Genomic DNA, 25,410 nt, shown 5'->3' with positions numbered 1-25,410 from the left:
CGTTGATCGCGGAGGGGATCTCCGCGTAGAAAGAGTGTCCGTGCCCCAGCCCCCCGGACTCAACGATGCCGAACAGCGCCTCTGGGCCGCGTTCCCGACCGGCGCGACGGTCGCGCTCGGCGACGACCGTCCCGCAGGACCGCTGCCCGAGCGGATGGTCCGCGCCGAGATCATCACCCAGCTGCTGCTCGGCGCGGGCGACGCGCGTCCGGGTGCGGTCGCGGCCGTCCGCCTGCGCGGCGCCTACATCCTGGGACGCCTGGACGTGTCGGGCGGGTCCGTCGAGCACGAGCTGCTGCTGGACCAGTGCCGGCTCGTCGAGGAGCCCGACTTCTCCAACGCCGAGACCCGCCAGCTGCGGTTCAACCACTGCCGGATGCCGGGCTTCGACGGCGGCGGCCTCCGCGCGGACGGCTTCCTCAGCATGTCCGGATCGGAGATCGACGGCGAGATCCGGCTGTTCCGGGCGCAGCTCGGCGGCGGCCTCCGGCTGAACGGGACGACGATCACCGCGCCGGACCCGGAGCGGCGGGCGCTGTCCAGCGGCGGCCTCGTCGTGGACGTCGGCACGTTCATCCGGAACGCGACCATCACCGGCGGCGTCCGGTTCGTCGGGGCCCGGATGAACGGCGGGCTGTTCATGGAGGGCACGACGCTCGTCAACCCCGGCCGCCTCGCGCTGGACGCGCAGAACATGGTCGTCGAGGACACCGCCGAGTTCAGCAACGGGTTCACCGCGCTCGGCACCGTCCGGCTGCGCAGCGCCCGCTTCAACGGCATCCTGTCGTTCTCGCGGGGGCGCCTCGACTCGGGCGACCCGGCCCGGATGGCGCTGCACGCGAGCCACATGCAGGCCGACGAGCTGCTCCTGTGGACGGACGGGCAGATCAAGGGCCGGGTGTCGCTGTCGTACTCCCGGATCGCGCTGATCATGGATCATCCGTCCGTCTGGCCGGACGAGCTGTACCTGAACGGCATGACGTACGAGACGCTGCGCGGCGGCGAGTTCAAGGACCGGCTGAGCTGGGTGTCCCGCGACCGGGAGTTCCATCTCCAGCCGTACGAGCAGCTCGCGTCCTGGTACCACGGCATCGGCCACGACGACCTCGCCCGCAAGGTGCAGCTCGCCAAGCTCCGCGCCCGCCGCCGCCACCTGAACCCGGTCGGGAAGGCGTGGAACCAGCTCCTCGACTGGACAGTCGGGTACGGCTACCGCCCCTGGCTGGCGTTCGCCTGGTTCGCGGCCCTGCTCGCCACCGGGACGACGGTGTTCTCCATCGAGGAGCCCCGTCCGGTCAAGCCCGGGAACGAGCTGCCCGCGTTCCACGCCCTGATCTACACCCTCGACCTGCTGATCCCGCTCGACACGTTCGGGCAGCAGCTCTCGTACGACGCGGTGAGCTGGTCGCGGTGGGTGGCGTACGCGCTGGTCACGACGGGCTGGGTGCTCGCGACGGCCCTGATCACCGGCGCCACCCGCGTGCTGCGGCCGGCGTCCAACCCGAACTGAGCTCCGAACCCGCGGGCCGCCCCGGGCGTCCACACGGACAGGGGATCCACGAGAATGAGGCGGCATGGGCACATATCTGATCACCGGGGCGACCGGCGGCATCGGGGCGGCGGTCGCCGGGCTGCTGCGCGGGCGCGGGCATGACCTCGTCCTGACCGCCCGCTCGCCGGAGCGGCTGGGCGAGCTGGCCGGGCGGCTGCGCGGCGGCGCGCACGCCGCCACCCAGGTCATCAGCCCGGACGCGGTCGCCTCGGCGCGGCGCGACCCGTCCGTCACGACGATCCCGGTCGATCTGACGGAGCCGCTGCGGATCGAGGCGTCCCTCGCGGTGGCCGGGCTTCCCCCGCGGCTGGACGGCGTCGTCCACGCGGCGGGCATGGTGCATCTCGCGCCCGTCGCCGACATGGAGGCGGACGAGTGGATCCAGCACCTGTCGGTCAACCTGGTGTCCGCGGCGGAGCTGACGCGGCTGCTGCTGCCCGCGCTGCGCGCCGCCGAAGGCCACATCGTCTTCGTGAACTCGACCGCGGGGCTCCGCGCCAATCCGGAGTGGTCGGCGTACGCGGCGAGCAAGTTCGGCCTGCGCGCGCTGGCCGATTCGCTCCGGGCGGAGGAGCCGTCCTTGCGCGTCACGACCGTCTACCCGGGGCGGACGGCCACGGACATGCAGCGGAAGGTGCGCGCCCAGGAAGGCCACCCCTACGCCGAGGACGACTTCGCCGCCCCCGCCACAGTTGCGCGCGTCTTGGTGTCAGCTCTGGAGACGCCGCGCGACGCCGTCGTCTCCGAGGTCACCGTCAGACCGAACTAGCCCCGGTGCCCACGTCGCGGCTGGTGTCGCCGCTGGTGCCGCGGCGCAGGAACCAGGCGCCCAGCACGCCGCCGATCAGCCCGAACAGGTGCCCCTGCCACGAGATCCCGGAGTCGCCGGGGATGACGCCGAACAGCATCGTCCCGTAGACGGCGACGACGGCGACCGCGATCGCGATGTCGACCAGCCGCCGCTCGAAGATCCCGCGTCCCACCAGGTAGCCGAAGAAGCCGAAGATCAGGATGCTCGATCCGAGCGTGTTGGCGGAGCTGGTGATCCACACCCCGAGCCCGCCGACCACGATGACGATCAGGCTCGCGACCAGGAACTTCGCGATGCCGCGCGCCGCCGCGATGAACCCGAGGACGAGGAACGGGACCGTGTTGGCCATCAGGTGCCCGAACCCGCCGTGCATGAACGGCGCGGTGAAGATGTCCGGCAAGTCGTTCACGTCCCGCGGCTGGATCCCGAACCGGTCGAACCAGCCGTCGGACGCGTGGTCGAACAGCTCCAGCACCCACATCACCGCGGTCACGGAGCCGATCAGGACCGCGGACGCCAGCGCGCGCGTCCCGTGCTTGGCGAGCCCGTCGGAACTCCGCTTCTCGGGGATATAGCTCATGTCAGCCACCGTAAGTCTCGACGCCCCTGTACGGCCAACGCGCGAAACGTCCGGAACGTGCCACTGCGGGCCCCGGCGCGGGGTCGCGGGGCTAGGCGGCGGACGCGTGCTCCGGCTCGGACGCGTCGCCGCGCACGACGATGACGGGAAGGGGCCGCCGTGCGGGGGCGTCGGCCGTCCTGCGGAGGTAGCGGCGCTCCTCCGGCGTCGTCCCGCCCCAGATGCCGTCGGGCTCGCCGACGCGCAGCGCCCACCCCAGGCATTCGGCCCGCACCGGGCAGTTCGCGCAGATCGCCTTGGCGGCGTCCTCCTGGGCCTTCAGCACCGGCGCGGAGTAGCCGATCGGGAAGAACAGGTCGGGATCGGCGCCGCGGCAGATGGCGTGGTCGCTCCAGTGTTCCTCGTTCTCGATGTGGTGCATTGGATCTCCCCTGCGCGGCGACGAGACCACCGGCAGTTCGGCTCCGAGGTGGTCTCCACTCAACGTAGTACTACAAAGTGTAGTACTACAAGACGTTCGTGAACGTTGCAAGTTAGCGTCCGGATAGCCTGTGAGGCGTGCAGCGTGATCAAGAAGTGACCTTCCGCGAGGCTACGGCGGACGATCTGCCCCAGATCGTCCGGCTACTGGCCGACGATCCCCTGGGAGCCACCCGCGAAACACCGGGGGATGAGATTCCGGACGCGTACTTCACGGCCTTCACCGCCATCGAGAAGGACCCGAACAACTCCGTGATCGTCGCCGAGGTCGCCGGCGAGATCGCCGGGACGCTGCAGCTGACCTTCATCCCCGGCCTGACCTACACCGGCAGCGAGCGCGCCCAGATCGAGGGCGTCCGCGTCGCCGCCTCCCAGCGCGGCCGCGGCCTCGGCCAGGACATGCTCAACTTCGCCATCGACCGGGCCCGCGCCCGCGGCTGCCGCGTCGTCCAGCTCACCACCGACCGCCAGCGCCCCGACGCCGTGCGCTTCTACCAGAAGATCGGCTTCCGCCCGTCTCACATGGGCATGAAGTTCCATCTCACCTGAGCGCCTCGTGCCACCGGAGGGTGTCGGTGTACTGGTGCAGCCACGAGATCAGCCCGTCCGTCACCCGCCACAGGTGGACGAACTCGGCCTCGTACTCGCGCCCCGTGCCCCGCGAGGCACCCCGGTAGTGCCCGGTGACCACGACCATCCCGTCGGTCGTCTCGTGCCAGCCCTCGGCGTACGGAGCCGTGTCGTACTCGGCGAACACCGCGCCCCACACCCGCGTGAGCGCCTCGCGCGGCCCGTGGAAGGCGCCGCCGGCTCCGCAGGGCATCCCCGGCGCGATGTGCGCCTCGAACTCCGGATGCAGGACGTCGAGGATCGCGGCCCCGTCCCCGGCCTGGGCGGCGTGGTAGAAGCGCGAGACGACATCGAAGGCAGCGGGCATGCGCCCTCCTTGTGGGAGAAGACGTTCAGGATCCGACAATCCTGACATCGTCTCGCCATGACCGACGTCCCGTACGACGCCGCACTGCGCCGTACGACGCCGTCCGGCGGCTGAATGCCGGCGTCCCTCACTCAGGCCACAGGTCGTGGGTTTCCTTGCTTTTCCCGGTGCAGACCTCCGGCGGCGCTATCTGATCAGCGCGCATTCCATAGCCGGTGAGGAACCCCGTTCTCTTCGCGACGGCATGGACCCGCATGACGCTTCGATAGTCGCGGGTCAGATCGTCCGCGGTATCGATGAAGCACGCATCAACATTGGCGACAAAGGCGGCCAGGTGATCGGCGAGTGCCGGGACGCGGGTCGAGTCGTAGTCCGAGAATGCCTTCCTGCCCTCACGGGGCCGCCAGACGAAGGGCTTCCGGTCGGGGGCCGACCACAGGCACACCGCATCGGCGTATGGGCAGGCCAGGGGGTCGGGGCGCGCGGCCGGCTCGGCACGCGCGCTGGGCTCCGGGGGCGCCGCCTCGCCCGGGAAGGCCCACCGGTAGGCGGACTCGCCGATCGAGGTGAACGCGACCAGAAGGCTCGCCGCCGCGATGCAAATCGCACTGATCTCGACGGCGATCTTGAACCTGCGACCTCGCGGGCCGGCCGGAATGTCGGACTGAGGAACACCCTCTCGCTCCATACAGAAAATCGTAACTCAAGATCAATTCTTAAAGGGCGAGAAGGGATTCTTACGGCAAATATTCGGTTTATGCAATCGACGATTGCCGGCGGGCGGCGCGAGGATCTGGGGTCATGGCGCAGACCGGACGGGTGCGGACGCTGGCGCGGTGGTCGCTTCCGGCATATCGTCGGATTTGGTCGAGTCGCGGCATAGAACTCATCGCGGCCTTGCCGGTGTGGCTGGAACGGCGTGGCTCGCGTTGGCGGTGTTTCGGGGAGGCACGCCTTGGGGGGCAGACGGGGCGGCGGCGCGGCCGGTGAGGTCGGCGGCATCATCGGCCGGGGGGCCGCGAAATTCTTACGCAAGGCGCGCAGGCGGCGCGGCGGTGGTGGTGGTTCACCGCGCGGTTCCCGCCGCGCCGGGCTCGGCGGCGGGACTTCCAGGCAACCGAACAGCCCGCGTGAGATCCAGAACAAGTGGGGCATCCGGCGCAAGGACCAGAAGAAGTTCCAGGACTACGCCAACCGCAGGAACCTGCAGATCGACGTCCGCCCGGTGAATCCCGACTCGCTGAAACACCTCAGGCACGGCAATGCGATCCCGAAGCCCCAGTTCGTCAAGTCGAAGACCATCAACCAGTACGACGTGATGCTCAAGCCGGACCTCAAGGGAAAAGAGGGGCAGGTCGGATACTTCAAGCCCGATCCGCCTCCGAAGACGAAGCCCGAGGGAATGTCCGACAAGGATTGGGACGGGCTCAACGACCGTTACCGGCAGCGGCACAAGGAGTACTACGACCAGCAGGGCTCCATGGAGGAGTACGGCCGGCAGGGCAAACTCCAGGTCGGCGACGACGGCGTCGTCCGGGGCCGCGATGGCGCGGACGAGCCGCTCAAGCCGTTCGCCGGGGACAATGACCTCTATGACATCCGCCACCATCCGAGTGGCGAGCGCCTGACGCCCGAGGAATATGACCGGACCGTCCAGGAGATGATGGACAACGGCATGGGCGTCAACCACGGCGCGCACAAGTACTGGGTGCCCGAGAACGATGTCAACCAGGGCATCTACGACAAGATCGACTACAATCACTCGCCGGCAAATCCGAACATGGAACCCCTGGTGCGGTTCGCGCCGAACCAGCCGGTGTCCCTGGCACGCGGAGACGGAGCACCCTTATGAGCGGCCCGCTGGACGCCGAACGCCTCGCCGCCCGCGCCGAACTGCTCGACCTCGGCAACCGCTGGAAGCAGCGCGCCGAGCGGCTGGACGAGGACGACGCCGAGTCCGCCGACCTCGACCGTGCGCTCGCCGAGGCCCGCGAGCGCCGCAACGACCTGACGCACCGTTACCGGGAATGGCTGCCCGAGGTCCCCCTCACCCGCGATCCGCACAGCGGCGACGCCGTTCACTGGCCGCTCGATCCGGTCGACCTCGACGGCTGGTTCTGGAACTACGAGGCGCCGGTCCGCCGCCGTCCCGTCCGGCTCCCCCGGTCGTGGCTCGCGCTGACCGGTGCCATGCGGATCGCCCAGCCCGTCACCTACACGCCATTCATGTGCCAGCCAGGACCCGGCGCGCCCTACGTCGTCCCGCGCATCCTGGACGCCCCGGACGTGCGCGCCGTCATCTCCGAGGTTCCCGTCGGGCGCCACACCGGCTGGGCCATCGCCTACTTCGGGCCCCGCCCGTCCGTCCGCCTGGAGAACGACTGGGGCACGCAGCAGTACGACGTCTACGACGAGGCCGGCGAATGGAAGGGCTGGGCCGACAACATCCCCTGGCCCGCCGACTGGGACTTCGATCTCCGGCCTTGGCTCAGCTCAGGCCGCCTCCTCTGGATCGCCCCCGGCGACTCCGCCCTCACCCTCCGCCAGGGCCCGGCCTCCTGCCCCTATGTGGGCATCGAAGGTCCCCACGACCTCGCCTACATCAGAAAGGGCACGCTCGAATACCACTGACCGGCGATCAGCGGCCGGTCAGGCGCGGAGGATGGCCTGGACGACCGTCCGGGTGTCGGTGAGGTCGGGGAGGACGACCTCGGCGCCGGAGAGGCGGAGGTCGGAGGCCGGGGTGGCGCCGGTGGCCACGGCGACCACGTGGGCGCCGCCTTCGTGGCCCGCGCGGACGTCGTGCGGGGTGTCGCCGATCAGGACGGTGTTCGCCGCGGTGAAGTCCTCGCCATATTTCGCGGTCGCGCGCTGTTGCGCGAGTTTCACGAGGGGTGGACGTTCGATGCCGTCATTGCCGAAGGCGCCGGCGTCCAGGTCGAAGAAGTCGATGAGCGCGAATGCCGTCAGTTTGGCGACGGCGATCTGGCGCATGTTGCCGGTGAGCGCCGATTGGATCACGTCGGGGCGGGCGGCCAGGGTCTTCAATGCGGCGCGGGCGCCGGGCAGGACGTGGCCCCGGGTCGCGAATTCGTCCTGGCGGGCGGTGAAGGACTCCGCCAGGGCTTCGGTGAACGACGCCATCAGGTCGTGTGCGGGTTCGATACCGTTGTGGCGGAGGGTCTCGGTGGTGATGGCGAGGTCGGTGCGCCCGGCCATCGCGGCGATCTTCTCGGGCGGGCGGCCGATGAGCCGGTGGAACACCGTGCCGTAGATCTCGGAGCTGAGCCCTCCGGCGTTGATGAGGGTGTGGTCGATGTCCCAGAGAACCAGTGTGCTCACCCACGCATGCTAGGCGGACGCGGCTGACCACAAGGTTTCTGTTGTTGTTCACCTTGGCGTGGAATGCTTGTCAACTGGGTGTGCGCCGTTGCCGACGTCCTTGAGGAGCTGAGCGTGGCCGAAAGGCATCTCGAGATCGAGCAGAAGTACGACGCCGCCGCCGGGTTCGTGCTGCCGGAGCTGGACGGGCTGCCGGGTGTGGCGTCGGTCACCGAGCCCGAGGTCCATGAATTGCACGCAGGCTATTTCGACACCGCCGATCTCCGGCTCGCGGCGCACGGCATCACGCTGCGGCGCAGGCGGGGCGGGACGGACGCGGGCTGGCACCTCAAGATGCCCGCCGGGCCGGACAGCAAGCAGGAGCTGCGGGCGCCGCTGGGCCGTCCGCTGGTCGTCCCGGCGCGGCTGGCGGGGCTGGTCGCGGCGTACACGCGCGGGGAGGAACTGCGTCCGGTCGCGACGCTGGAGACCGTGCGGACCGTCGTCCGGCTGCTCGCCGAGGACGGGACGGAGCTGGCGGAGGTCGCCGACGACCTGGTCACGGGCCGGGCCGGGACGGACGGCGAGCCGGTCCGGTGGCGCGAGATCGAGGTCGAGCTGGGCAGCGGGCCCCCTGAGCTGCTGAAGGCGGCGGGCAAGCGGCTGCGGAAGGTCGGCGCGCGGAAGGCGAAGTCGTCGTCCAAGCTGGGGCGGCTGCTCGGGGACGCGGTCGTCCCGTCGGAGCCCGCGGCGGCGCGGGCGGCGGCGCGGTCGTGGATCGTGGAGGCGACGTCCAACGGGAAGGCCCCGGCGGTGACGACCGGGGAGGTCGTGCTGGCCTATCTCGCGGACCAGGTCGCGGCGGTGCTGGCGTTCGACCCGAAGGCGCGGCTGGGCGAGGACGACGCCGTCCACCGGATGCGGGTGGCGGTGCGGCGGCTGCGGAGCGCGCTGCGCAGCTACCGGACGGTCCTGGACGCCGAGCGGACGGACCCGCTGGGCCCGGAGCTGCGGTGGCTGGCCGCTGTCCTCGGCGAGGTGCGCGACCGTGAAGTGCTGCGCATGCGTTTCGCCGGGGCGCCGACATTCCTGCTGGACGACCTGGAAAGGCAGGAGCGGGCCGCCTACCGGCGCATGAACGCGACCCTTAAAGAGGCGCGGTATTTCGCTCTGCTCGATGAGCTCGATCGGCTGGTGGCCGATCCGCCGCTGGCGCGGTTGGGTGACAGAAAGGCGCGCAAAGAACTGCCCGGACTCGTCACGCGGGCGTGGGACCGGATGGCCAAGGACTACGCGTCGATCAAGACGGCGGACGATCCGGACATCGCGCGGCACGAGACGCGGAAGGCGGCCAAGCGGGCGCGGTACGCGGCGGAGCTGGCGGTTCCCGTGCTGGGTGCGGCGGCGAAGCGGGTGGTCAAGGACGCCAAGCGCATCCAGGAGGTCCTCGGCGAATACCAGGACGGCATGATCGCCATGGAGCATCTTGAGGCGGCCGGGAAACGCACCAGGATTCCGGCTGAGGCGTTCGCGTTGGGCGTTCTCTACGGAAAGGAAGAATGCGAGGCGGAGGCGGCGCGGGATCGGCTGCCGACTACCTGGTCGCAGACGCTGGGGCCAGCGTTCTAGGGCTGTGGCGTTCCAGGGCCGCCATTGAACCGGGGGTCAGGTGCGCCACCCAGAATTCCGCCTTGCGCAGGCTCGGGTCGTCCGGGACTTTCTCCCCCATCTCCTTGCACAGCCCGGTGACGAGTTCGGAGACGACCTCGCCGTGGGTGCTCACGATGGTCGGGACGCCGTCCGCGACCAGGGCGAGGAGCCGTTCGACGGCCCGTCCCGGGCTGGTGGCGCCGACCGTGAACGCCGCCTCGGTGCTGATCGGCTTGCGGACGAGCCGCGCGTACGGCAGGACGCTTTCCAGGCAGCGCGCCGTCGCGGAACTGACCAGCCGGGCCGGGCCGTAGGAGCGGAGGAGGCGGGTGAGGTCGGCGGCCTCCCCGCGGCCGGCGGCGTCCAGCGGACGCAGCTCGTCCGCTTCGCGCCAGTCGAGTTTCTCGCCCGCCGACGCGTGCCGCAGGATCACGAAGGGCACGGTGTCCGAGGGGCCGCGCAGGAACTCGCGGAGCAGGTCGACGTCGTGGCGGTAGCTGAGCCTGGCCTCCGCGGCGGCGGGCGGGAGCCAGGCGAGCTCGTCCACCTCGTCGTTCGGCGTGAACGCGCTCTCCGCCACGGGCCTGGCCGCCCAGTAGTAGACCTGTTTGGTGCGTTCCCGGACGGGATAGGTGCTGGTCGGCAGCCGGCGGCCGAGGCGCGGGACGATGCCCGTCTCCTCCTCGGTCTCGCGGACGGCGGCGCGCAGCATGTGCTCGCCCTTGTCGATCTTGCCCTTGGGGAACGACCAGTCGTCGTAGCGGGGACGGTGGATCACCGCGATCTCGGGCCCGCCCTCGGCGCCGACGCCGGGGCCGTCCCGCCACAGCAGCGTGCCGGCGGCCCGGACGACTACCGGCAGCGCCACCTCACACCTCCCCCGGCCCGCGGGGCACAGGCCCGCGGGGCGCACGCACAGGTCATTGGGCTTCGACCGTCCTCCATCGGCGGCTCTTGACGAGGTGGGTCTGGATGTCCTGGAGGGTCTCGCCGGGACCGGCCGCCAGCCGCGTCCAGGCGCCGTCGGCCGTGAGCGCCCACGCGTCGGTGCGGTCGTCCATGGCGCGGTCGAGCAGGTCGAGCAGGCCGTCGCGCTGCGCCCGGTCGGTGACGGTGACGAGGGCCTCGACGCGGCGGTCCAGGTTGCGGTGCATGAGGTCGGCGCTGCCGATCCACACCTCGGGCTCGCCGCCGTTCTCGAACGCGAACACCCGCGAGTGCTCCAGGAACCGGCCGAGGACGCTCCGCACCCTGATCACGTCCGACAGGCCGGGCACGCCGGGGCGCAGCGCGCAGATGCCGCGGACCCAGACGTCCACCGGCACCCCGGCCCGCGACGCCCGGTACAGCGCGTCGATGATCACCTCGTCGACGAGCGAGTTGCACTTGATCCGGACGCGGGCGGGATGCCCGGCCCGGCGGTTGTCGATCTCGTGCTCGATCCGCTGGACGAGCCCGGACCGCAGGCTGTTCGGCGCGACGAGCAGCCGGTGGTAGGAGCCTTGGCGCGAGTAGCCGGTGAGGTGGTTGAACAGGGCGCTGACGTCCTCGCCGACCTCCGGGTCGGCGGTGAGCAGGCCGAAGTCCTCGTACAGCCGGGCGGTCTTCGGGTGGTAGTTGCCGGTGCCGATGTGGCAGTAGCGGCGCAGCTGGCCCTCCGCGTCCTGCCGGACGATCAGCGCCAGCTTGCAGTGCGTCTTCAGCCCGACGAACCCGTACACGACGTGGCAGCCGGCCGTCTCCAGCTTCCGCGCCCACGCGATGTTGGCGCGCTCGTCGAACCTGGCCTTCAGCTCGACGACGACCACGACCTGCTTGCCGGCCTCGGCGGCGCTCATCAGCGCGTCCACGATCGGGGAGTCGCCGCTCGTCCGGTACAGCGTCTGCTTGATCGCGAGGACGCGCGGGTCGGTGGCGGCGTCCTCGATCAGCCGCTGGACGGTCGTGGTGAACGAGTCGTAGGGGTGGTGGACGAGCACGTCCCGTTCACGGATGGCGCTGAAGATGCTCGCATCCTCCGGCAGGGCCTCCTTGGACGGCACGAAAGGGGGGTATTTCAGCTCCGGCCGGTCGAGGTCGGCGATGGCCGCGAGGCCGCCGAGGTCGAGCGGTCCTGGAACGCTGTAGATCTGACCCTCGTGCACGGCCAGCTCGGACGTCAGCAGTTCGAGCACCCCGCCGGAGATCGACTCCTCGACCTCCAGCCGGACGACCGGGCCGAACCGGCGGCGCAGCAGCTCCCGTTCGAGGGCCTGGAGGAGGCCCTCGCTGATGTCGTCGTCGATCTCCAGGTCCTGGTTGCGGGTGACGCGGAACGCGTGGTGCTCGACGACCTCCATCCCGACGAACAGCTGGCCGAGATGCGCGGCGATCACGTCCTCGAGCGGGGTGAACCGGTCCGGGGACGCCTCGATGAACCGGGGCAGCAGCGGCGGGACCTTGACGCGGGCGAACATCGTCGCGTCCGTCTCCGGGTCGCGGACGATCACCGCGAGGTTGAGCGACAGGCCCGAGATGTAGGGGAACGGGTGCGCGGAGTCGACGACGAGCGGGGTGAGGACGGGGTAGATCCGGTCGCGGAACAGGCGGCGCATCCGCTCCTGCTCGGTCTCGGCCAGCTCGTCCCAGCGCAGGATGTCGACGCCCTCGTCGCCGAGCGCGGGCCTGATCTCGTCGCGGAAGCAGGCGGCGTGCCGCTCCATCAGCTCGTGCGCGACCTCGCCGGTGCGTTCGAGCACCTCGCGGGGCTGCCGGCCGCTGGCGGACTGGACGGCGAGCCCGGTCGCCATCCGCCGGGCGAGGCCCGCGACGCGGACCATGAAGAACTCGTCCAGGTTGCTCCCGAAGATCGACAGGAACCGGACGCGTTCGAGCAGCGGCAGCGCCGGATCCTCCGCCAGCTCCAGGACGCGCTGGTTGAACCGGAGCCAGCTCTCCTCCCGATCGAGGAAGCGGTCCTCCGGCAACGCCTCGGCCTGATGAGGGATATGTCCTGGATTGACGGTCATACGATGATTTTCCCTGAGCAAGGTGAACGACAGTCGAACTCGGGTGCTTAGCCGAAGTATCAGACAATTCGATGATCCCCCGGGTTCCCGCAGTTCACTCGCTATCTGAGCGGGGTCCGCGCGCCGTCACCCACCGGAGTGGCCCGTGATCAGACGGTGTCCGAGGCGGCGGGTCAGATCGTGCACGAACGCGTCCGCGAGCGGCGGCCAGTTCCAGAAGCGCAGGCCCAGCTCGGCGAACGCGCACGGCACCGGCCAGCGCCATCCGTTCAGGCCCGTCCGGGTGGCGCAGCGGGCGCAGACCAGCGAGTCCGGGCCGCCCTCCAGCCACTCCTCCACCTCGGGCAGGACGGCCTCGAACGGCAGCCAGGCGCAGCAGTGCGGGCAGGTCACGCGGTCGTCCTCGCGGACGTTGCCGTAGAAGGCGGTGCGGCCGACGTCGACCTCCAGGCCGTTCGGCCACACGTCAGGGAAGCCGCCGAGGTCGCCGACCACGATCGTCGAGGCGCACGGGCCGGGCGCGTACCCGCCGGGGACGTCGCCGAGCACGCAGTCGGTCCGGTCGGCGACCACGACCCCGGCGCCGACGAGCCGGCCGAGGACGGCGCGGGCAAGGTCGGGCGCGTCTCCGGGATGGGCGTCCACGTCCGCGACCCACCGGCTCCGCTCCCCCACAAGCCCTCACACTACGCCGCACAGGTTGTCAAAGGGGGCGGTGTGGACGCGGGGGACACCGATCTCTCCATGAAGAGGGCTTCACTGCGGGTGGCGCCGTTGGTAGACCGAAGAGCGTGACCCATCACGAGCCTTTCCCGCCGTCCACGACCGCGGTGTTCTGGCCGCGGTGCTCAGCCGTCCAGGGATGCATGGGACGCGCCGTCGACGGGCCGGGCGGAGCCCGTCGTTTGAATGGTGGTGGGTGGGGGCTGGAGGACGGTGGGCCGGGCGACTCCCCGGGGCCGGGCGGCTGCCCCGCCCATCTGGCTCCGGCCGAGTTCGAACGGTTCGTGGGTTCGCTGCGTCCGGGCGGCGATCTGGACCTGCGGGGCGTGACCGTCCCGCCGTGGCTGCTGGACGCCGTGCTGGACGCCGTCACCGGACCCGACGGGCGCCCCCACCTGGGCCGGACGCGCTTCGACCGGGCGGTGCTGCCGTCCGACGCCGGGCTGCGCGGCTTCTGCGTGGAGGGCGACAGCTCGTTCGACGGCGCCTGCTTCCTCGGCGGCGCCTCGTTCTACGACGCGCGGTTCTTCGGCAACGTCTCGTTCCGCGGGGCGCGGTTCGGCAGCAACGTGTCCTTCCACGCGGCGCGCTTCCACCGGCACGCCTCCTTCGAGGAGGCCGTCTTCGCCGGGGACGCGCTGTTCGGCGAGGCCGGCTGGCACGCGGACGCGTCGTTCCGGCGCGCGGTGTTCATGGGCGCGGCCTGCTTCGACCGCGCCAGGTTCGGACGGGACGCGGCGATGCAGGCGGCGTGCTTCGGCGGAGCGGTGTCGTTCAAGCGCGTCCAGGTCACCAGGCACGCCAGGTTGGAGCGCACCAAGTTCCGCCGCGGCGCGTGGCTCGGCCCGCTGGTCGCGGGCGGCCGGATCGGGCTGGCGGACGTCTGCGCGCACGGCGGCCTCCGCGTCCACGCGGCGGCCCGGCACGTCACGGCGCGCGGCGCGACCGTCCACGGGGAGGCCGACTTCCGGCTGCGGCACGCCGAGCTGGACCTGGAGGACGCCGTCTTCGACGCGACGGTGTCCGTCCGCACGCTGGCGCACCCGATCCAGGGCCTCGCCGAGCCGTCCTGGCCGGGCCCCGGGACCGTGCGGCTGACCTCGCTGCGGCGGGTCGAGGCCGCGCTGGTCCGGCTGACGGACGTCGACCTGAGCGGCTGCGGCTTCCTCGGCCTGCGCCGCCCGGACGCGCTGCGCATCACCGGCGACTGCACGTTCGCGACCGCGCACCGCAGGTCATGGCCGCGCCGGGGCCCGGGACGCGCCGTCCTCGCCGACGACGACAGCGCCCGCGGCAACAACGACAACGACAGCGCCCGCGGCGACGACCGGCTGGCCGCGCTGTACCGCGACATGGCCCGCGCCACCGCCGACTCCGGACGCCGCCGCCTCGCCAGGGACTTCCGGTACAGCGCGCTGGAGAAGCGCCGGCGCAGCGAACCCGGACGGTGGCGGCGCTGGGGCCTGCACCTTCTCTGGATCACCTGCGGTTACGGCCTCCGGGCCGGACGCGCCGTCGCGTGGATCGCCATCCTCGTCGCGCTGGTCTGCTCGGGCGCGACGCTCCTGCGCCACGACAATCGCCAGGACGCCGCCCGCATGCTCCACATGAACGGCGACAACACATAACCGCCCCGTGATCTGACGTCCGCGCGCGCCCCCGGGTCTCGGCAAAAGGGCGGGGGCTCCGTTTTGTCAGACCCTTGGGTAATCATTCTTGTTATGAGCAGAGACACCCACCATCCGGGGGTGCAGTGCCCGCACTGCCAATCGCCTCTCGCGCTCGTCCCCGTGCCCGCGAACACCGCCGCCGCACCGGTTCCCGTCCTGCCGCTCGTACTCAAGGAGGAATGGCAGCCGCCGCCCGTCTCCGAAGTCCTCGCGGTTTACGCCGGACGCGCCAAGGACACCGCGACCGCCACCCGCGGCGCCGCCAAGGTCAGGGAAAGCCTCAACCGCGCCCGCTCCGCCGCCGCACAGCGCAGAGCCGCTCAGAAAACCGCCCGCCGAACCCCCAAAAGCGCCTGATCACATATAGATCACTAAACCCTCGCGCAACGCGCGTGAGGAAGGGACGGCACCGCCCTGCGGGCACCGTCCCCTCCCGCTCGCGGCTCAGCGCGGGGCCGAGTCCGTCCATTCGGCGGTGAGCAGGACCTCGGAGCTCATCGTCCGCCCGGCGGGGACGTCGGTCCCTGGCGCGGGCTTCGCCATGACGGTCGCCCTGGCCAGCGCCGTCCCGGTCGACAGATCGATGATCACCTGTTCGCGGAGCATCCCGGACGGCGTCTTGCCGTCGACGGCGATCGCATTGCCCGGACGGCCCTGCGGGTCCGTGACCTGGCCGATCGACGTCACCGCCGGGAGCCCGGCCAGCATCCGGAACCCGGCCGCCCGCACCTCGGGCCGCACCGGCATGTCCATCACCAGCCCGCTCGCGACGCGGTAGAGCCACTCGCCGCCGTCCATCGGGCGGTCGGACTCGGTGTCGTGCCCCTCGTACCACCGCATCAGCTCGGCCTTGAGCCGTTTCGGGTCGGACGGCAACGCCCGCAGCTGCCGCATCGTCACGTTCCGGCCGAGCCAGAACACCTTGTCGCCGTCGACCAGCGGCGACGCGTTGAGCTTGGGCGGCTGCTGCGACGTCGGCGCCAGCTTCGCCCGGTACGGCTTGGTGATCTTGCCGCCGGGGGTGATGGGCACCCGGATCTCGAACGCGTCCGGCGATCCGGCGCGCCGCCACGCCGCCTCGTCCGCCGCCGTCGTGGGCTTCGCCCCGAGGTACTGCTGCCGCCCGTACACCGTGCCGCCCGGCTTGCTGGGCGTCCAGCTCTCGTACTTGTTCCGGACGGTCACGCTGTAGCGGGCGCCGTCCTTCCCGACCGTGGACGTGTGGGACGAGACCGACACCGTGTGCCAGTACGCGCGCATCGTGTCGGCCCGTCCATCGGCCTTCTGCGCGGCGGTGAGCAGGACGGTCTTCGCGTCGAGCCGCTGCGTCTGCCCGTGATCGCCGCCCGCCCGGCGCGGCTCCGGCCCGTCCCCGCCGGACGGGACGAAGGCCACCGCCGCCACCGCCCCGGCCGCCGCCACGACCCCCGCGAGGCCCACACCCCACACCGGACGGACGCGCCTCCGCGCCGCCGCCCGCGACCGCACCCCGGCCGGGCCGGGCCCGGCGGCCATCGCACGCACCAGCTCCGCCTCCCGCACCCGCGCGTCGACCGGCGCATCCGGGTCGAGGTCGGCAGGCCGGGCCTCCCGCAGGGTCCGCAGCACGTCGCTCATCACATCTCCTCCTGAACAGTCGCCACTTGCCGCCGCGTCGCGGCCTGGGGGGTGGTCGCCGCCGGGTCGGCGGCGGGGGCTTCGGCGCCCTCGGCGGCGCGGGCGAGCCGGCGGCGCGCCCGGTGCAGCCGGACCCGCAGCGCGGCGGGCGAGCAGCCGACGACGCGGGCGGCGTCGCGCGGTGTCAGCCCCTGCCAGGCGACGAGGATCAGGATCTCCCTGTCGCCGTCCGGCAGCGCCGCCATCGCGCGCAGGACGGCGAGGCGCTCCGCCACGTCCTCGGCGATGTCGCCTGCGGGACGCGCCGTCCACCGCCCGAGCTCGGCGGCGAACGACTCCCGCCGCACCTCCGCCCGGTGCCCGGCGCGCAGCACGTTCCGCGCGACGCCGAGCAGCCACGGCAGCGCCGGGTCGGGGATGTCCGCGAGCCGCCGCCAGGCGATGGCGAACGTCTCGCTCACCACCTCGTCCGCGGCCTGCCGTCCGGCGCGGGCGGCGGCGTACGCCCACACGCGCTGGCGGCATTCGTCGTAGATCGCGGTGAAGCGCCGTTCCTCGTGAGTCTCGTGAGCCTCGTCGGCCTCATCTGCCACCGCCTGCTTCTCCGTCCATCCGGGGTCCGGGGTGTCCGCGTGTTCGTGTCACCAGGTAGTGGCCGGGGGAGGCCCATCGTTACGCATGGACCCGGGAGCGACGAGCGAGAGAAGTACGTTGGAGCGAGAAAAGCTCCGTTTCGCACGCGACATCACCCCTAATATTTGCCCAACGGCAAACGACGACGCCAAGGGAGCTGAGAGATGACCGCGATGCACAGTCGCGGCGCCGAAAGGCTCCTCGGTGTCGCCGGGTCCCCGCACCTGCTCCTCGTCGAGGACGATCCGGGCGACACCTTCCTGTTCGAGGAACTGCTGACCGAGGCGCAGCCCGACGTGCGGATCACGGTCGCGACGACGCTCGCCGGGGCCCTGGACGCGCTGCGGGCCGACATCCAGTGCGTCATCGTCGACCTGTCGCTACCGGACGCGGAGGGCCTGGACGCGCTGCGGCAGGTCCGAGCGCACGCCCCGGCCACCGCCGTCCTGGTGCTGACCGGCCTCGCCGACGAGCACGTCGGCGTGGAGGCCGTCGCCGCGGGCGCGCAGGACTACATCGTCAAGCAGGACGTCGACGGCGCCCTGCTCACCCGCGCGATCAGCTACGCGATCGAGCGCAAGCGGGCCGACGAGTCGGAGCGGCAGCTCGTCGAGGCACGCGCGCTGAGCAGGGAGAACGCGCGGCTGGAGCGCGGGCTGCTGCCCGTCCCGATCCTCACCGACACGACGCTGCGGCACCACACCCGGTACCGGCCGGGACGCGACCGCGCCCTGCTCGGCGGCGACTTCCACGACACCGTCGAGACCGCCGACGGCGCCGTGCACGTCGTGATCGGCGACGTCAGCGGGCACGGCGCGGACGAGGCGTCCCTCGGGGTGCGGCTCCGCATGGCGTGGCGGACGCTGGTCCTCGCCGGGCACACCGGCGACCGGCTCCTGGACACGCTCGACGCCGTCCTGCAGCACGAGCGGTGGGGCGAGGAGATCTTCACCACCGTGTGCATGCTGACGATCGCGCCCGACCGGCGCACCGCGCGGCTGCACCGGGCCGGGCATCCGCGCCCGCTGTTCTTCGGGCCGGACGGCGTGCGTGCCGTCCCGGACGAGCCGCGCGGCCCCGCGCTCGGGCTGCTCGGGATGATCCCCGGCGTGGAGTGGCCCGCCGTCGACCTCGAACTCGGCGACTCGTGGGGGCTGCTGCTCTACACCGACGGCCTCATCGAGGGGTTCGCGGGCGACGGCGGCGGGCATCTCGACCTGTCCGGCCTGATGGAGCTGGCGACGGCCGCGCACGGCGAAGGGCAGCGCGGCGACGTCCTGGTGGACGGGCTCATCGCTGAGGCGGAGCGGCTGAACGGGGACGTCCTGTCCGACGACCTGGCCGTCCTGCTGCTGAGCCGGGGCGACGATTGATGCCGCCCGGCGAGCCCGCGGAAGCCGAACCGGAGCCGGAGCCGAAGCCGGATGTCCGGCGGGTCTCCGGACCGCCCATCGTGCTACCGGCGAAGGACGTCCCCAAGGGGCGCGGGATGGGCCGGATCCGGCTCGTCCAGATCTACCGGATCGGCTCGATCGTCCTCGGCGTCCTCCTGCTGGTCGCCTTCGCGCAGACCGCGGCGGCGCTGTACGAGAACAACGAGGCGCGGGACGTCCTGATCGACCAGGTCGACCCGGCGGCGCTGGAGCAGTTCCAGCTCTCGTCGGCCGTCAGCGCCCAGGACACGGCCATCCGCGAGTACGCGATGGACGGCGGGCGGGGCTGGCTCACCGAATACCGCGCGGCCGTCGCGCAGGAGGCGGCGTCCGCGGCCCGGATGCGCCGCCTCCTGGAGGGGGTGCCCGGCAGCGAGAACGTCGTCCACCTCCTGGACACGGCGACCGCCGACTCCCGCGCGTGGCGCACCGCCTTCGCCGACCGGGTCGCGGCCGGGCCGGGCGGCCGGGGCCTCGAACCCGATCAGAGCCGCCTGTCGCGGCGGCTGCTCAGCCAGGCGCGCGGCGACATGACGCCGCTGCAGGCCGGTCTCACCAGGCTGCACGACCGGGCCGCCGACAGGCTGCGGTCCCGCGCGACGACGGCCATGTGGTCGATCGGCGCCGCGCTCGCCCTCGTCGTGCTGGCCGCGCTGGCGCTGACCGTGCTGATCAGGCGGACCGTCCTGACGCCCGTGTCCACGCTGACCGGACGCGTCCGCGCGGTCGCGCAGGGCGACTTCGGGTATCCGCTGGACGTCCCGGGCCCGTCCGAGATCAACGAGCTGACGGCGATCATCGACGCGATGCGGCACCGGATCATCGACGAGTGGCGGGCCACCGTCGAGCAGACGCGGCGCCTGGACGAGCAGGCCGAGGAGCTGCGCCGGTCCAACGCCGAGCTGGAGCAGTTCGCCTACGTCGCGAGCCACGACCTGCAAGAACCGCTGCGCAAGGTCGCGAGCTTCTGCCAGATGCTCGAACGCCGGTACGGGGACCAGCTCGACGAGCGCGGACGCCGCTACATCGAGTTCGCCGTCGACGGCGCCAAGCGCATGCAGGCCCTCATCAACGACCTGCTGAGCTTCTCCAGGGCCGGGCGCCTGACCGACCTGGAGGAATCCGTCGACCTCAACGACGCCGCCCAGCGCGCCCTGGACAACCTCGCCGCGCTGCGCGAGGAGACGGGCGCCCGGGTGGACGTCGGCGACCTGCCGAGCGTCCCCGGCGACCGCACCCAGCTCGTCCAGCTCTTCCAGAACCTCGTCGGCAACGCGATCAAGTTCCGCCGCCCGGACGAGCCGCCCCGCATCACCGTCGACGCCCGGCGGGCCGGGGGCGAGTGGGAGTTCCGCTGCGCCGACAACGGCATCGGCATCGAGCCCCGGCACGCCGACCGGATCTTCCTGATCTTCCAGCGGCTCCATCCGCGCGACGAGTACACCGGCACGGGCATCGGGCTGGCCCTCTGCAAGAAGATCGTCGAGTACCACGGCGGCCGGATCTGGCTCGACACCGCCGCCCCCGGCACCGCCGCCCCTGGCACCGCCGCCGCCCCGGGCGCCCCCGGCACCACCATCCACTGGACGTTGCCGGCCCGGAACCGGGCGAGCATCGGCGCCCCGGTCACGGACCCGACAGCGAAGAGGGACTTCCCATGAGCGCAGCCCCCCACCCCATAGAGATCCTGCTCGTCGAGGACGACCCCGGCGACGTCCTGCTGACCGTCGAGGCGCTGGAGCACAACAAGGTCCGCAACGCGCTGCACGTCGTCAACGACGGCGAGCAGGCGATGGCGTTCCTGCGGCAGGAGGGCGAGTACGCGGACGTCCCGCGTCCCGACCTGGTGCTGCTCGACCTGAACCTGCCGCGCAAGGACGGGCGGGAGGTGCTCGGCGAGATCAAGGCGGACCCCGGCCTGCGGGCCATCCCCGTCGTGGTGCTCACCACGTCCGAGGCGGAGGAGGACATCCTGCGCAGCTACCACCTGCACGCCAACGCCTACGTCACCAAGCCCGTCGACTTCGACCAGTTCATCTCCGTCGTCCGCCGGATCGACGACTTCTTCGTGACCGTGGTCAAGCTCCCCCGCTGACCGGTCCGCCGGGCCCGCCCGTCGCACCGTCCCGGCCCGTCCAGTCGAGACAGACGATCACCGCGTCGTCGGCCGGTTCGGTGTCCTCGTGGAAGGCGATGAAGTGCCGGATCATGGTGCGGACGGCCTCGGGCGGCGCCTGCATCCGGGTGGCGCGCATCGCCTGCGCCAGCGCCGACCGCGTGAACGGCGCCCCTTCCGGGGACAGGGCCGAGTGCACCCCGTCGCTGACCAGGACCAGCCGGTCCCCCGGCCGGACGGTGAACTCCTCCACCTCGTACAGGGTGTCGCCGAACATCCCGAGCGGCATCTGCGCGTCGAACCCGACGCCTTCGGGGACCCCGTCCCGCACCCGGAAGATCATCGGCGAGCCCGCGTCGACGGCCCGGACGCGTCCGGTCGCGAGGTCGAAGTCCAGCAGCAGCGTGGCCACGTGCCGCTCGCCGCGGTGCCGCGCGTACAGCGTCTGGTCGGCGAGCGCGGCCTGCTCGACGAGGTCGCCGCCGGACCGCCGCGCGTTCCGCAGCGCGCTGATCGCGAGGTGGGTCAGCACGGCCGCGTCCGTTCCCGAACCCATTCCGTTGCTGACCGTCAGCGTGAGCCTTTCCTCGGACGCCGCCCAGTCGAAATTGTCGCCCCACACCGCGTAGGCGGGTTCGAGCTGCCCCGCGAAATGGAATTCGGCGGCGTCGCAGGACGGCGCCGGCAGCAGTTCCCATTGGATTTCGGCCGCGAGCGTCAGCCGGGTCCGCCGCCGGATGCGCCGGAACAGGTCGGTGCTCTGGTCGGCCAGCTTCAGGGCGCGGGCGACGACGACGGCGAAGTCCTCCAGCCAGCCGGGCGCGCCGTCCGGGAGCCCGACGGTCAGCACGCCGAGGCGCTCGCCCTGCACGGTCAGCGGCAGGTGGACGAGGCGGCCGCCGTCCTCGCGGGACGGTTCCCCGACGATCCGCTGCGACGCGAACGCCCGTCCCGGAAGGGTGTTGTCGACCGGCACGTCCGGACGTCCCCGGACGGTCGGGACGAGGAACGCCTGCCGGTAGTCGATGAGGAGGACGCCCGCGTCGCCGCCGTTCGCGTACCGGTCGATCAGCCCGTTCGCGACTTCGGCGAGACGGTGCGGGGGCGCCGCCCAGACGGCCTGCTCGATGCCGCGGAACTCGTCCTCCACAGGTCTCTCATAAGTGCTCATATCGGCACGGACTCCTTCCTGACGGGGGGTGGACGCCGCCGGGGGGACGGCGGGCCCGCGGGCGCGGGATGCCGTCGGGCGACGTGGTGTGTAACAGTGGGAGCCATGGTGGGAACGTCGGGTGAGGGAGCCGCGGAATCCGCGGCGGCGCTCGACGACGCCGCGTTCACCCTGATGGACGTGTGGTCCCGTGCCCATAACGCGTCGGATGTACCGGTTCCGTCGACGCAGCTCCGCGCGCTGTTCGTGCTGGAGCGCGGGGCGGTCAACGTCAGCAACCTGGCGGGCGAGCTCGGCGCGCTGGTGTCGTCGGCGAGCCGGCTGTGCGACCGACTGGAGGCGTCCGGGCTGCTGACCCGCGACCACGGCCGGGACCGCCGCGAGGTCACGGTGCGGCTGAGCGCGGACGGCCAGGCGCTGCTCGACCGGCTGCGAAGGCACCGGCGCGAGGCGCTGACCCGCGTGCTGGCCTCGATGCCGGCGCCCGCGCAGGCGGCGCTGCTGTGGGGGCTCACCGAGTTCCACGAGGCGGCCTCCAAGCCGGGCTCCGAGGGCGGCTCGTTCTCCATGCCGGCCTGACCCTTCGGGCCTCCTCCATGCCCGTCTGGGCCGTCCTTAAATATCCGCTTTTCTTCGGAACTGCCTGCTGCGCGCGAAGCTTCCAATAGTTCGGGGAATAGCGCCATTTTAGCGGGCGACCTCGGGCTCGATTTTGGCCATTTACGCTGCGCACTCTCCAAGTCGCAGTAACATCCCGCCTCATGGCGATTCAAAAAGCCCCGCGGCATTCCCGGCGCGCCGTTCCGGCGGTCGCCGCCGGTCCCGCGGTCGCCGCCGTGCTGCTGCTCGGCGGCTGCGGGGGCGCGCCCCACGGCGCCGCGTCCACCGCGTCCACCGGTTCCGCCGGGCCGGCCGCGTCCGTGGGCAAGGCGGGCGCGTCCAAGATCCCCGAGGCCACCACGTTCACCACGGTCTCCGGAGCGCCCAAGGACACCGAGCCGAGCCGTGCCACCGACGGCCTGGTCGTGCACCCGGACGGCCCGGCCCCGGTGTTCGACCGTCCCGCCGGACGGCCCGTCGCCACGCTCCCCGCCGAGCAGCTCGGCGGCCCCACCTGGGTGCCCGTGGTGGAGACCTCCGGCGACTGGCGGCGCGTGCTGCTGCCGTCCAGGCCCAACGGGTCGAGCGGCTGGATCTCCGGCGACGGGCTGAGCACCGCGCGCACGCCCTACACCGTCCGGGTCGACCTCGCGAAGCGCCGCCTCACGCTGCTCAAGTCCGCGCGGAAGGCCGGGCAGTGGACGGTCGCGATCGGCGCCGCCAAGACCCCGACGCCGCAGGGCCGGACGTTCATCATGGCGACGCTCGCCCCGGCGAAGAAGACGCCGAGCCCCCTCGTCCTGCCGCTCGGCACCCACTCGGCGACCCTCGACACCTTCGGCGGCGGCCCAGGCACCGTCGCCCTGCACGGGTGGCCCGACACGTCCGTGTTCGGCACGGCCGTCACGCACGGCTGCGTCCGGGTGCCGAAGGACGCGCTCCGGACGCTGTCGCGCGTCCCGCTCGGCTCGCCGGTGCTCATCACCGCCTGAGCCGCCCTCAGCCCCGCTACATCCGGCCGACCGGCGACCCGGCGGTCGGATCCGTCCCAGATCTCAAGAATCGGAGAACGATCATGCGTTACCGCCATGCCTCCAAACGGCTTGCCGTCACCGGCCTGCTGGTCACCGGCCTGGCCGCCGCCGCTGCCGCGGTTCCGGCCGCGGCGACCGCCGCCCCGCGTCCCGAGGGGTCGGCGTACGGGCTGACGGTCGACGGGCCGCTCGCCGTCCCGCCGATGCCGGCCGTCTCGTCCGCGGCGGGCCCGGTCAGCAAGAGCCTGGCGCGCGAGAACCACACGAAGCTGGTCGACGCGTCCGCGCTGGACGTCAGCGCCTCCTCGTCCCGCGCCCGCTCGACCGTCGCGCACCTCGCCGTCCCGCCCGCGCGGCTGCTGGCCAGCGCCGTGTCCGCCGAGTGCGACGGCGGGCGGGGCTCCGCGCACCTGACCCGCGCCGAGTTCGCGGGCAAGCGCCTGGACGCGTCACCGCCGCCGAACACCACCGTCCCGGTCGACGTGGACGGCCTCGGCCGCGCCTCGCTGATCCTCAACAAGCAGCAGCGGATGGCGGACGGCCGGCTCGCCGTCACCGCGATGGAGCTGCGGCTGCCGCTTCCGGGGAAGGCGTCGACGGTCCGGATCGCGTCCGCGACGTGCAGGGGCGGGTCGGTTCCGGCCGAGGCGCCCGCCCCGAAGCCGGTGAAGCGCGACCTCCCCGTCACCGGCTGACACCCCCGGCCCCTTGACGGACGCACGACGCGGCGGCCCGGCGGATCGATTCCGCCGGGCCGTCGCCGTCTCCGTCTCGTTCTGGCCGTCGGACCGTTGCCGTCAGCTCGCCAGCGACTTCTCGAAATGCACGATCGAGCCGTCGCGGTGGACGCGATCGGCGAAGCGCAGTTCCTCGGTGAACGCCCGCATCAGTTGAAGGCCCCGCCCGTGCTCGGCCAGCAGCGACGCCTGCGCGTCGTCCCAGCCGGCGGCGCCGGTCTCGGGACGGGGCTCGGGACCGGACTCGGAACGGGGCTCGGGACGGGGTTCGACGGTCTCGGAGTCGTCCGCCACGCCCCCGTCGATGACCTCGACGACGCATCTCGTCCCGTCCATCCGCGCTCGGACCTCGTACTCCAGCCCGTTCGCGGCGTGCTGGATGACGTTCGCGCACGCCTCCCCGAGGGCGAGCGAGATGTCGGCACGGATATCGGAGGCGACCCCGAGCCCGCGGAGCGAGGCGTCGAGCGTGTGCCGCACCAGCGGCGCGCTCTCGGCGTTCCTCGGCAGGGTCATTTCGAGAACGACCTCCATGCCAATCGCCTCCGTTCCTCTAGCAGCCAGATTTCCCGTTGATCTCCACGGGAAACTCCTGCCACCGGAAAAACGCGCCGACCAGCGCCCTACCGCCATTTGATGAGAATTCCGCTGTGACGTGGACCACTTGACGTGCGGCGGCGGAGGGGCACACTGGGGCGGTGGTCAAGTCACTGCGCCCCCAGAACTACAACGAGGTCCTGTACGTCGGGCACTTCTTCCGCAAGGGCGTGCCCGTCCTCATGGACCTGACGGACGTGACGGACGCCGAGGCCAAGCAGATCGTCGATTTCGCCACCGGCCTGGTCTTCGGCCGCGGCGGCGCCATGGACCGCGTCGACCGCAGGCTCTTCCTCCTCCAACCCTGACGCCCCCGGCCCTCGACGGCAGCCCCCGACCCGCGCCACTTTTCCCTCCCCCCGCCCAGGAACTAGAGGCGGGCTTTGTGCATCTATTCCTCCGACATGGTGTTCGCCAGAGGAGGGGCAGTGTTCCGTTCAGTTCCCGTCGTGGCCGGCCTTGTGCTCGGTGGTGCGCTGCTGGTCAGCGGCTGCCAGGGAAATTCGTACTCCTGCATGCACGACAAATGCCATGTGACGGTGTCCGGTGCCGGTCAGACCATCGAGGTCAAGGACTTAAACGTCACGGTCTCCCAGATCACCGCCCAGGGCATGACGGTGTCCGCCGGGGGCTCGGCGCCGGCGACGATCGCGGTGGGCGAGAGCGCGAAGGTCGGCGGCGTGACGATCAAGGTCACGTCCGTGGCGGGCGAGGAGGTCAAGTTCGACCTGAGCTGACCG

Annotated in this window: 28 protein-coding genes; 16 read left to right on the top strand and 12 right to left on the bottom strand. The window is 71.8% G+C overall.

Annotated elements, in window-relative coordinates; translation table 11 throughout:
• Positions 1–40: 40 nt before the first annotated feature.
• Together ACH35V_RS00680 and ACH35V_RS00675 are read left to right on the top strand one after the other, a co-directional pair.
• Positions 41–1,510: a hypothetical protein gene (locus ACH35V_RS00680; protein WP_395969505.1), complete on the top strand. Its 1,470-nt coding sequence runs from the start codon at positions 41–43 to the stop codon at positions 1,508–1,510.
• Between the two features lie 64 nt (positions 1,511–1,574).
• A complete protein-coding gene (locus ACH35V_RS00675) occupies positions 1,575–2,321 on the top strand; it encodes an SDR family oxidoreductase (protein ID WP_395969504.1) in 747 nt (248 codons plus the stop codon).
• On the opposite strand, the gene ACH35V_RS00670 is transcribed toward ACH35V_RS00675, so the two are convergent.
• Together ACH35V_RS00670 and ACH35V_RS00665 are read right to left on the bottom strand one after the other, a co-directional pair.
• Positions 2,308–2,943 (bottom strand): rhomboid family intramembrane serine protease, encoded by a 636-nt coding sequence (locus ACH35V_RS00670; protein WP_395969503.1) that lies wholly within the window; start codon positions 2,941–2,943, stop codon positions 2,308–2,310. The two genes, ACH35V_RS00675 and ACH35V_RS00670, sit on opposite strands and share 14 nt — an antisense overlap.
• 91 nt (positions 2,944–3,034) lie before the next feature.
• Complete coding sequence (locus tag ACH35V_RS00665; RefSeq protein WP_395969502.1) at positions 3,035–3,364, bottom strand: WhiB family transcriptional regulator; 330 nt, start codon at positions 3,362–3,364, stop codon at positions 3,035–3,037.
• Positions 3,365–3,519: 155 nt separating this feature from the next.
• On the opposite strand from ACH35V_RS00665, the gene ACH35V_RS00660 reads away from it, so the two are divergent.
• Complete coding sequence (locus ACH35V_RS00660) at positions 3,520–3,972, top strand: GNAT family N-acetyltransferase (RefSeq protein ID WP_395971111.1); 453 nt, start codon at positions 3,520–3,522, stop codon at positions 3,970–3,972.
• On the opposite strand, the gene ACH35V_RS00655 is transcribed toward ACH35V_RS00660, so the two are convergent.
• Positions 3,965–4,360 (bottom strand): nuclear transport factor 2 family protein, encoded by a 396-nt coding sequence (locus ACH35V_RS00655; RefSeq protein ID WP_395969501.1) that lies wholly within the window; start codon positions 4,358–4,360, stop codon positions 3,965–3,967. The genes ACH35V_RS00660 and ACH35V_RS00655 overlap by 8 nt on opposite strands.
• Before the next feature lie 127 nt (positions 4,361–4,487).
• Positions 4,488–5,048, bottom strand: coding sequence for a hypothetical protein (locus ACH35V_RS00650; protein WP_395969500.1), 561 nt, complete (start codon positions 5,046–5,048; stop codon positions 4,488–4,490).
• 267 nt (positions 5,049–5,315) lie between these two features.
• On the opposite strand from ACH35V_RS00650, the gene ACH35V_RS00645 reads away from it, so the two are divergent.
• Both ACH35V_RS00645 and ACH35V_RS00640 read left to right on the top strand, forming a co-directional pair.
• Positions 5,316–6,212: a hypothetical protein gene (locus ACH35V_RS00645; RefSeq protein ID WP_395969499.1), complete on the top strand. Its 897-nt coding sequence runs from the start codon at positions 5,316–5,318 to the stop codon at positions 6,210–6,212.
• Complete coding sequence (locus tag ACH35V_RS00640; protein WP_395969498.1) at positions 6,209–6,991, top strand: hypothetical protein; 783 nt, start codon at positions 6,209–6,211, stop codon at positions 6,989–6,991. Before ACH35V_RS00645 ends, ACH35V_RS00640 begins: the two co-directional genes overlap by 4 nt.
• A gap of 18 nt (positions 6,992–7,009) precedes the next feature.
• On the opposite strand, the gene ACH35V_RS00635 is transcribed toward ACH35V_RS00640, so the two are convergent.
• Positions 7,010–7,702: an HAD family hydrolase gene (locus ACH35V_RS00635; protein ID WP_395969497.1), complete on the bottom strand. Its 693-nt coding sequence runs from the start codon at positions 7,700–7,702 to the stop codon at positions 7,010–7,012.
• A 114-nt stretch (positions 7,703–7,816) separates the two neighbouring features.
• On the opposite strand from ACH35V_RS00635, the gene ACH35V_RS00630 reads away from it, so the two are divergent.
• Complete coding sequence (locus ACH35V_RS00630) at positions 7,817–9,310, top strand: CHAD domain-containing protein (protein WP_395969496.1); 1,494 nt, start codon at positions 7,817–7,819, stop codon at positions 9,308–9,310.
• On the opposite strand, the gene ACH35V_RS00625 is transcribed toward ACH35V_RS00630, so the two are convergent.
• From ACH35V_RS00625 to ACH35V_RS00615, 3 genes are all read right to left on the bottom strand, one after another.
• Complete coding sequence (locus ACH35V_RS00625) at positions 9,276–10,199, bottom strand: NUDIX domain-containing protein (protein WP_395969495.1); 924 nt, start codon at positions 10,197–10,199, stop codon at positions 9,276–9,278. The genes ACH35V_RS00630 and ACH35V_RS00625 overlap by 35 nt on opposite strands.
• 52 nt (positions 10,200–10,251) lie before the next feature.
• Positions 10,252–12,339, bottom strand: coding sequence for an RNA degradosome polyphosphate kinase (locus ACH35V_RS00620; protein ID WP_395969494.1), 2,088 nt, complete (start codon positions 12,337–12,339; stop codon positions 10,252–10,254).
• Positions 12,340–12,465: 126 nt separating this feature from the next.
• Positions 12,466–13,014: a hypothetical protein gene (locus ACH35V_RS00615; protein WP_395969493.1), complete on the bottom strand. Its 549-nt coding sequence runs from the start codon at positions 13,012–13,014 to the stop codon at positions 12,466–12,468.
• A 116-nt stretch (positions 13,015–13,130) separates the two neighbouring features.
• Here ACH35V_RS00615 and ACH35V_RS00610 point away from each other — a divergent pair, with 116 nt between their 5' ends.
• Positions 13,131–14,690 carry a pentapeptide repeat-containing protein gene (locus ACH35V_RS00610; protein ID WP_395969492.1) on the top strand — a complete coding sequence of 520 codons (1,560 nt, stop codon included), beginning with the start codon at positions 13,131–13,133 and terminating at the stop codon, positions 14,688–14,690.
• 93 nt (positions 14,691–14,783) lie between these two features.
• The gene (locus tag ACH35V_RS00605; protein ID WP_395969491.1) at positions 14,784–15,089 is read left to right on the top strand and encodes a hypothetical protein; all 306 of its coding nucleotides are present in this window, start codon (positions 14,784–14,786) and stop codon (positions 15,087–15,089) included.
• 87 nt (positions 15,090–15,176) lie between these two features.
• Here ACH35V_RS00605 and ACH35V_RS00600 read toward each other — a convergent pair whose 3' ends face one another.
• Positions 15,177–16,349, bottom strand: a complete 1,173-nt coding sequence (locus ACH35V_RS00600; RefSeq protein ID WP_395969490.1) for a CU044_5270 family protein — start codon at positions 16,347–16,349, stop codon at positions 15,177–15,179.
• Positions 16,349–16,942: an RNA polymerase sigma factor gene (locus ACH35V_RS00595; RefSeq protein WP_395969489.1), complete on the bottom strand. Its 594-nt coding sequence runs from the start codon at positions 16,940–16,942 to the stop codon at positions 16,349–16,351. The genes ACH35V_RS00600 and ACH35V_RS00595 overlap by 1 nt, the downstream gene beginning before the upstream one ends.
• 204 nt (positions 16,943–17,146) lie before the next feature.
• On the opposite strand from ACH35V_RS00595, the gene ACH35V_RS00590 reads away from it, so the two are divergent.
• The 3 genes from ACH35V_RS00590 (at position 17,147) to ACH35V_RS00580 (ending at position 20,510) form a co-directional block, all read left to right on the top strand.
• Positions 17,147–18,355: a PP2C family protein-serine/threonine phosphatase gene (locus ACH35V_RS00590; protein ID WP_395969488.1), complete on the top strand. Its 1,209-nt coding sequence runs from the start codon at positions 17,147–17,149 to the stop codon at positions 18,353–18,355.
• Between the two features lie 80 nt (positions 18,356–18,435).
• Positions 18,436–20,076, top strand: a complete 1,641-nt coding sequence (locus ACH35V_RS00585) for an ATP-binding protein (RefSeq protein ID WP_395969487.1) — start codon at positions 18,436–18,438, stop codon at positions 20,074–20,076.
• Complete coding sequence (locus tag ACH35V_RS00580) at positions 20,073–20,510, top strand: response regulator (protein ID WP_395969486.1); 438 nt, start codon at positions 20,073–20,075, stop codon at positions 20,508–20,510. The genes ACH35V_RS00585 and ACH35V_RS00580 overlap by 4 nt, the downstream gene beginning before the upstream one ends.
• Here ACH35V_RS00580 and ACH35V_RS00575 read toward each other — a convergent pair.
• Complete coding sequence (locus tag ACH35V_RS00575) at positions 20,494–21,702, bottom strand: PP2C family protein-serine/threonine phosphatase (protein WP_395969485.1); 1,209 nt, start codon at positions 21,700–21,702, stop codon at positions 20,494–20,496. The genes ACH35V_RS00580 and ACH35V_RS00575 overlap by 17 nt on opposite strands.
• A 105-nt stretch (positions 21,703–21,807) precedes the next feature.
• Between ACH35V_RS00575 and ACH35V_RS00570 the strand changes: the two genes are divergently transcribed.
• The 3 genes from ACH35V_RS00570 (at position 21,808) to ACH35V_RS00560 (ending at position 24,031) form a co-directional block, all read left to right on the top strand.
• Complete coding sequence (locus ACH35V_RS00570) at positions 21,808–22,281, top strand: MarR family winged helix-turn-helix transcriptional regulator (protein WP_395969484.1); 474 nt, start codon at positions 21,808–21,810, stop codon at positions 22,279–22,281.
• A 182-nt stretch (positions 22,282–22,463) separates the two neighbouring features.
• The gene (locus ACH35V_RS00565; protein ID WP_395969483.1) at positions 22,464–23,294 is read left to right on the top strand and encodes a L,D-transpeptidase; all 831 of its coding nucleotides are present in this window, start codon (positions 22,464–22,466) and stop codon (positions 23,292–23,294) included.
• Between the two features lie 83 nt (positions 23,295–23,377).
• A complete protein-coding gene (locus tag ACH35V_RS00560) occupies positions 23,378–24,031 on the top strand; it encodes a choice-of-anchor P family protein (RefSeq protein WP_395969482.1) in 654 nt (217 codons plus the stop codon).
• A 102-nt stretch (positions 24,032–24,133) separates the two neighbouring features.
• On the opposite strand, the gene ACH35V_RS00555 is transcribed toward ACH35V_RS00560, so the two are convergent.
• Positions 24,134–24,607, bottom strand: coding sequence for an ATP-binding protein (locus ACH35V_RS00555; RefSeq protein ID WP_395969481.1), 474 nt, complete (start codon positions 24,605–24,607; stop codon positions 24,134–24,136).
• A gap of 164 nt (positions 24,608–24,771) precedes the next feature.
• Here ACH35V_RS00555 and sepF point away from each other — a divergent pair, with 164 nt between their 5' ends.
• Together sepF and ACH35V_RS00545 are read left to right on the top strand one after the other, a co-directional pair.
• A complete protein-coding gene (gene sepF, locus ACH35V_RS00550) occupies positions 24,772–24,978 on the top strand; it encodes a cell division protein SepF (protein WP_395969480.1) in 207 nt (68 codons plus the stop codon).
• Positions 24,979–25,119: 141 nt separating this feature from the next.
• A complete protein-coding gene (locus ACH35V_RS00545; protein ID WP_395969479.1) occupies positions 25,120–25,407 on the top strand; it encodes a hypothetical protein in 288 nt (95 codons plus the stop codon).
• Positions 25,408–25,410: the final 3 nt, after the last annotated feature.

It is taken from the genome of Actinomadura sp. 1N219, from assembly GCF_044326405.1.
Taxonomy (GTDB): domain Bacteria; phylum Actinomycetota; class Actinomycetes; order Streptosporangiales; family Streptosporangiaceae; genus Spirillospora.
The sequence above is the reverse complement of the archived record's forward strand: the minus strand, read 5'-3'. Positions and strand labels throughout refer to the sequence as shown.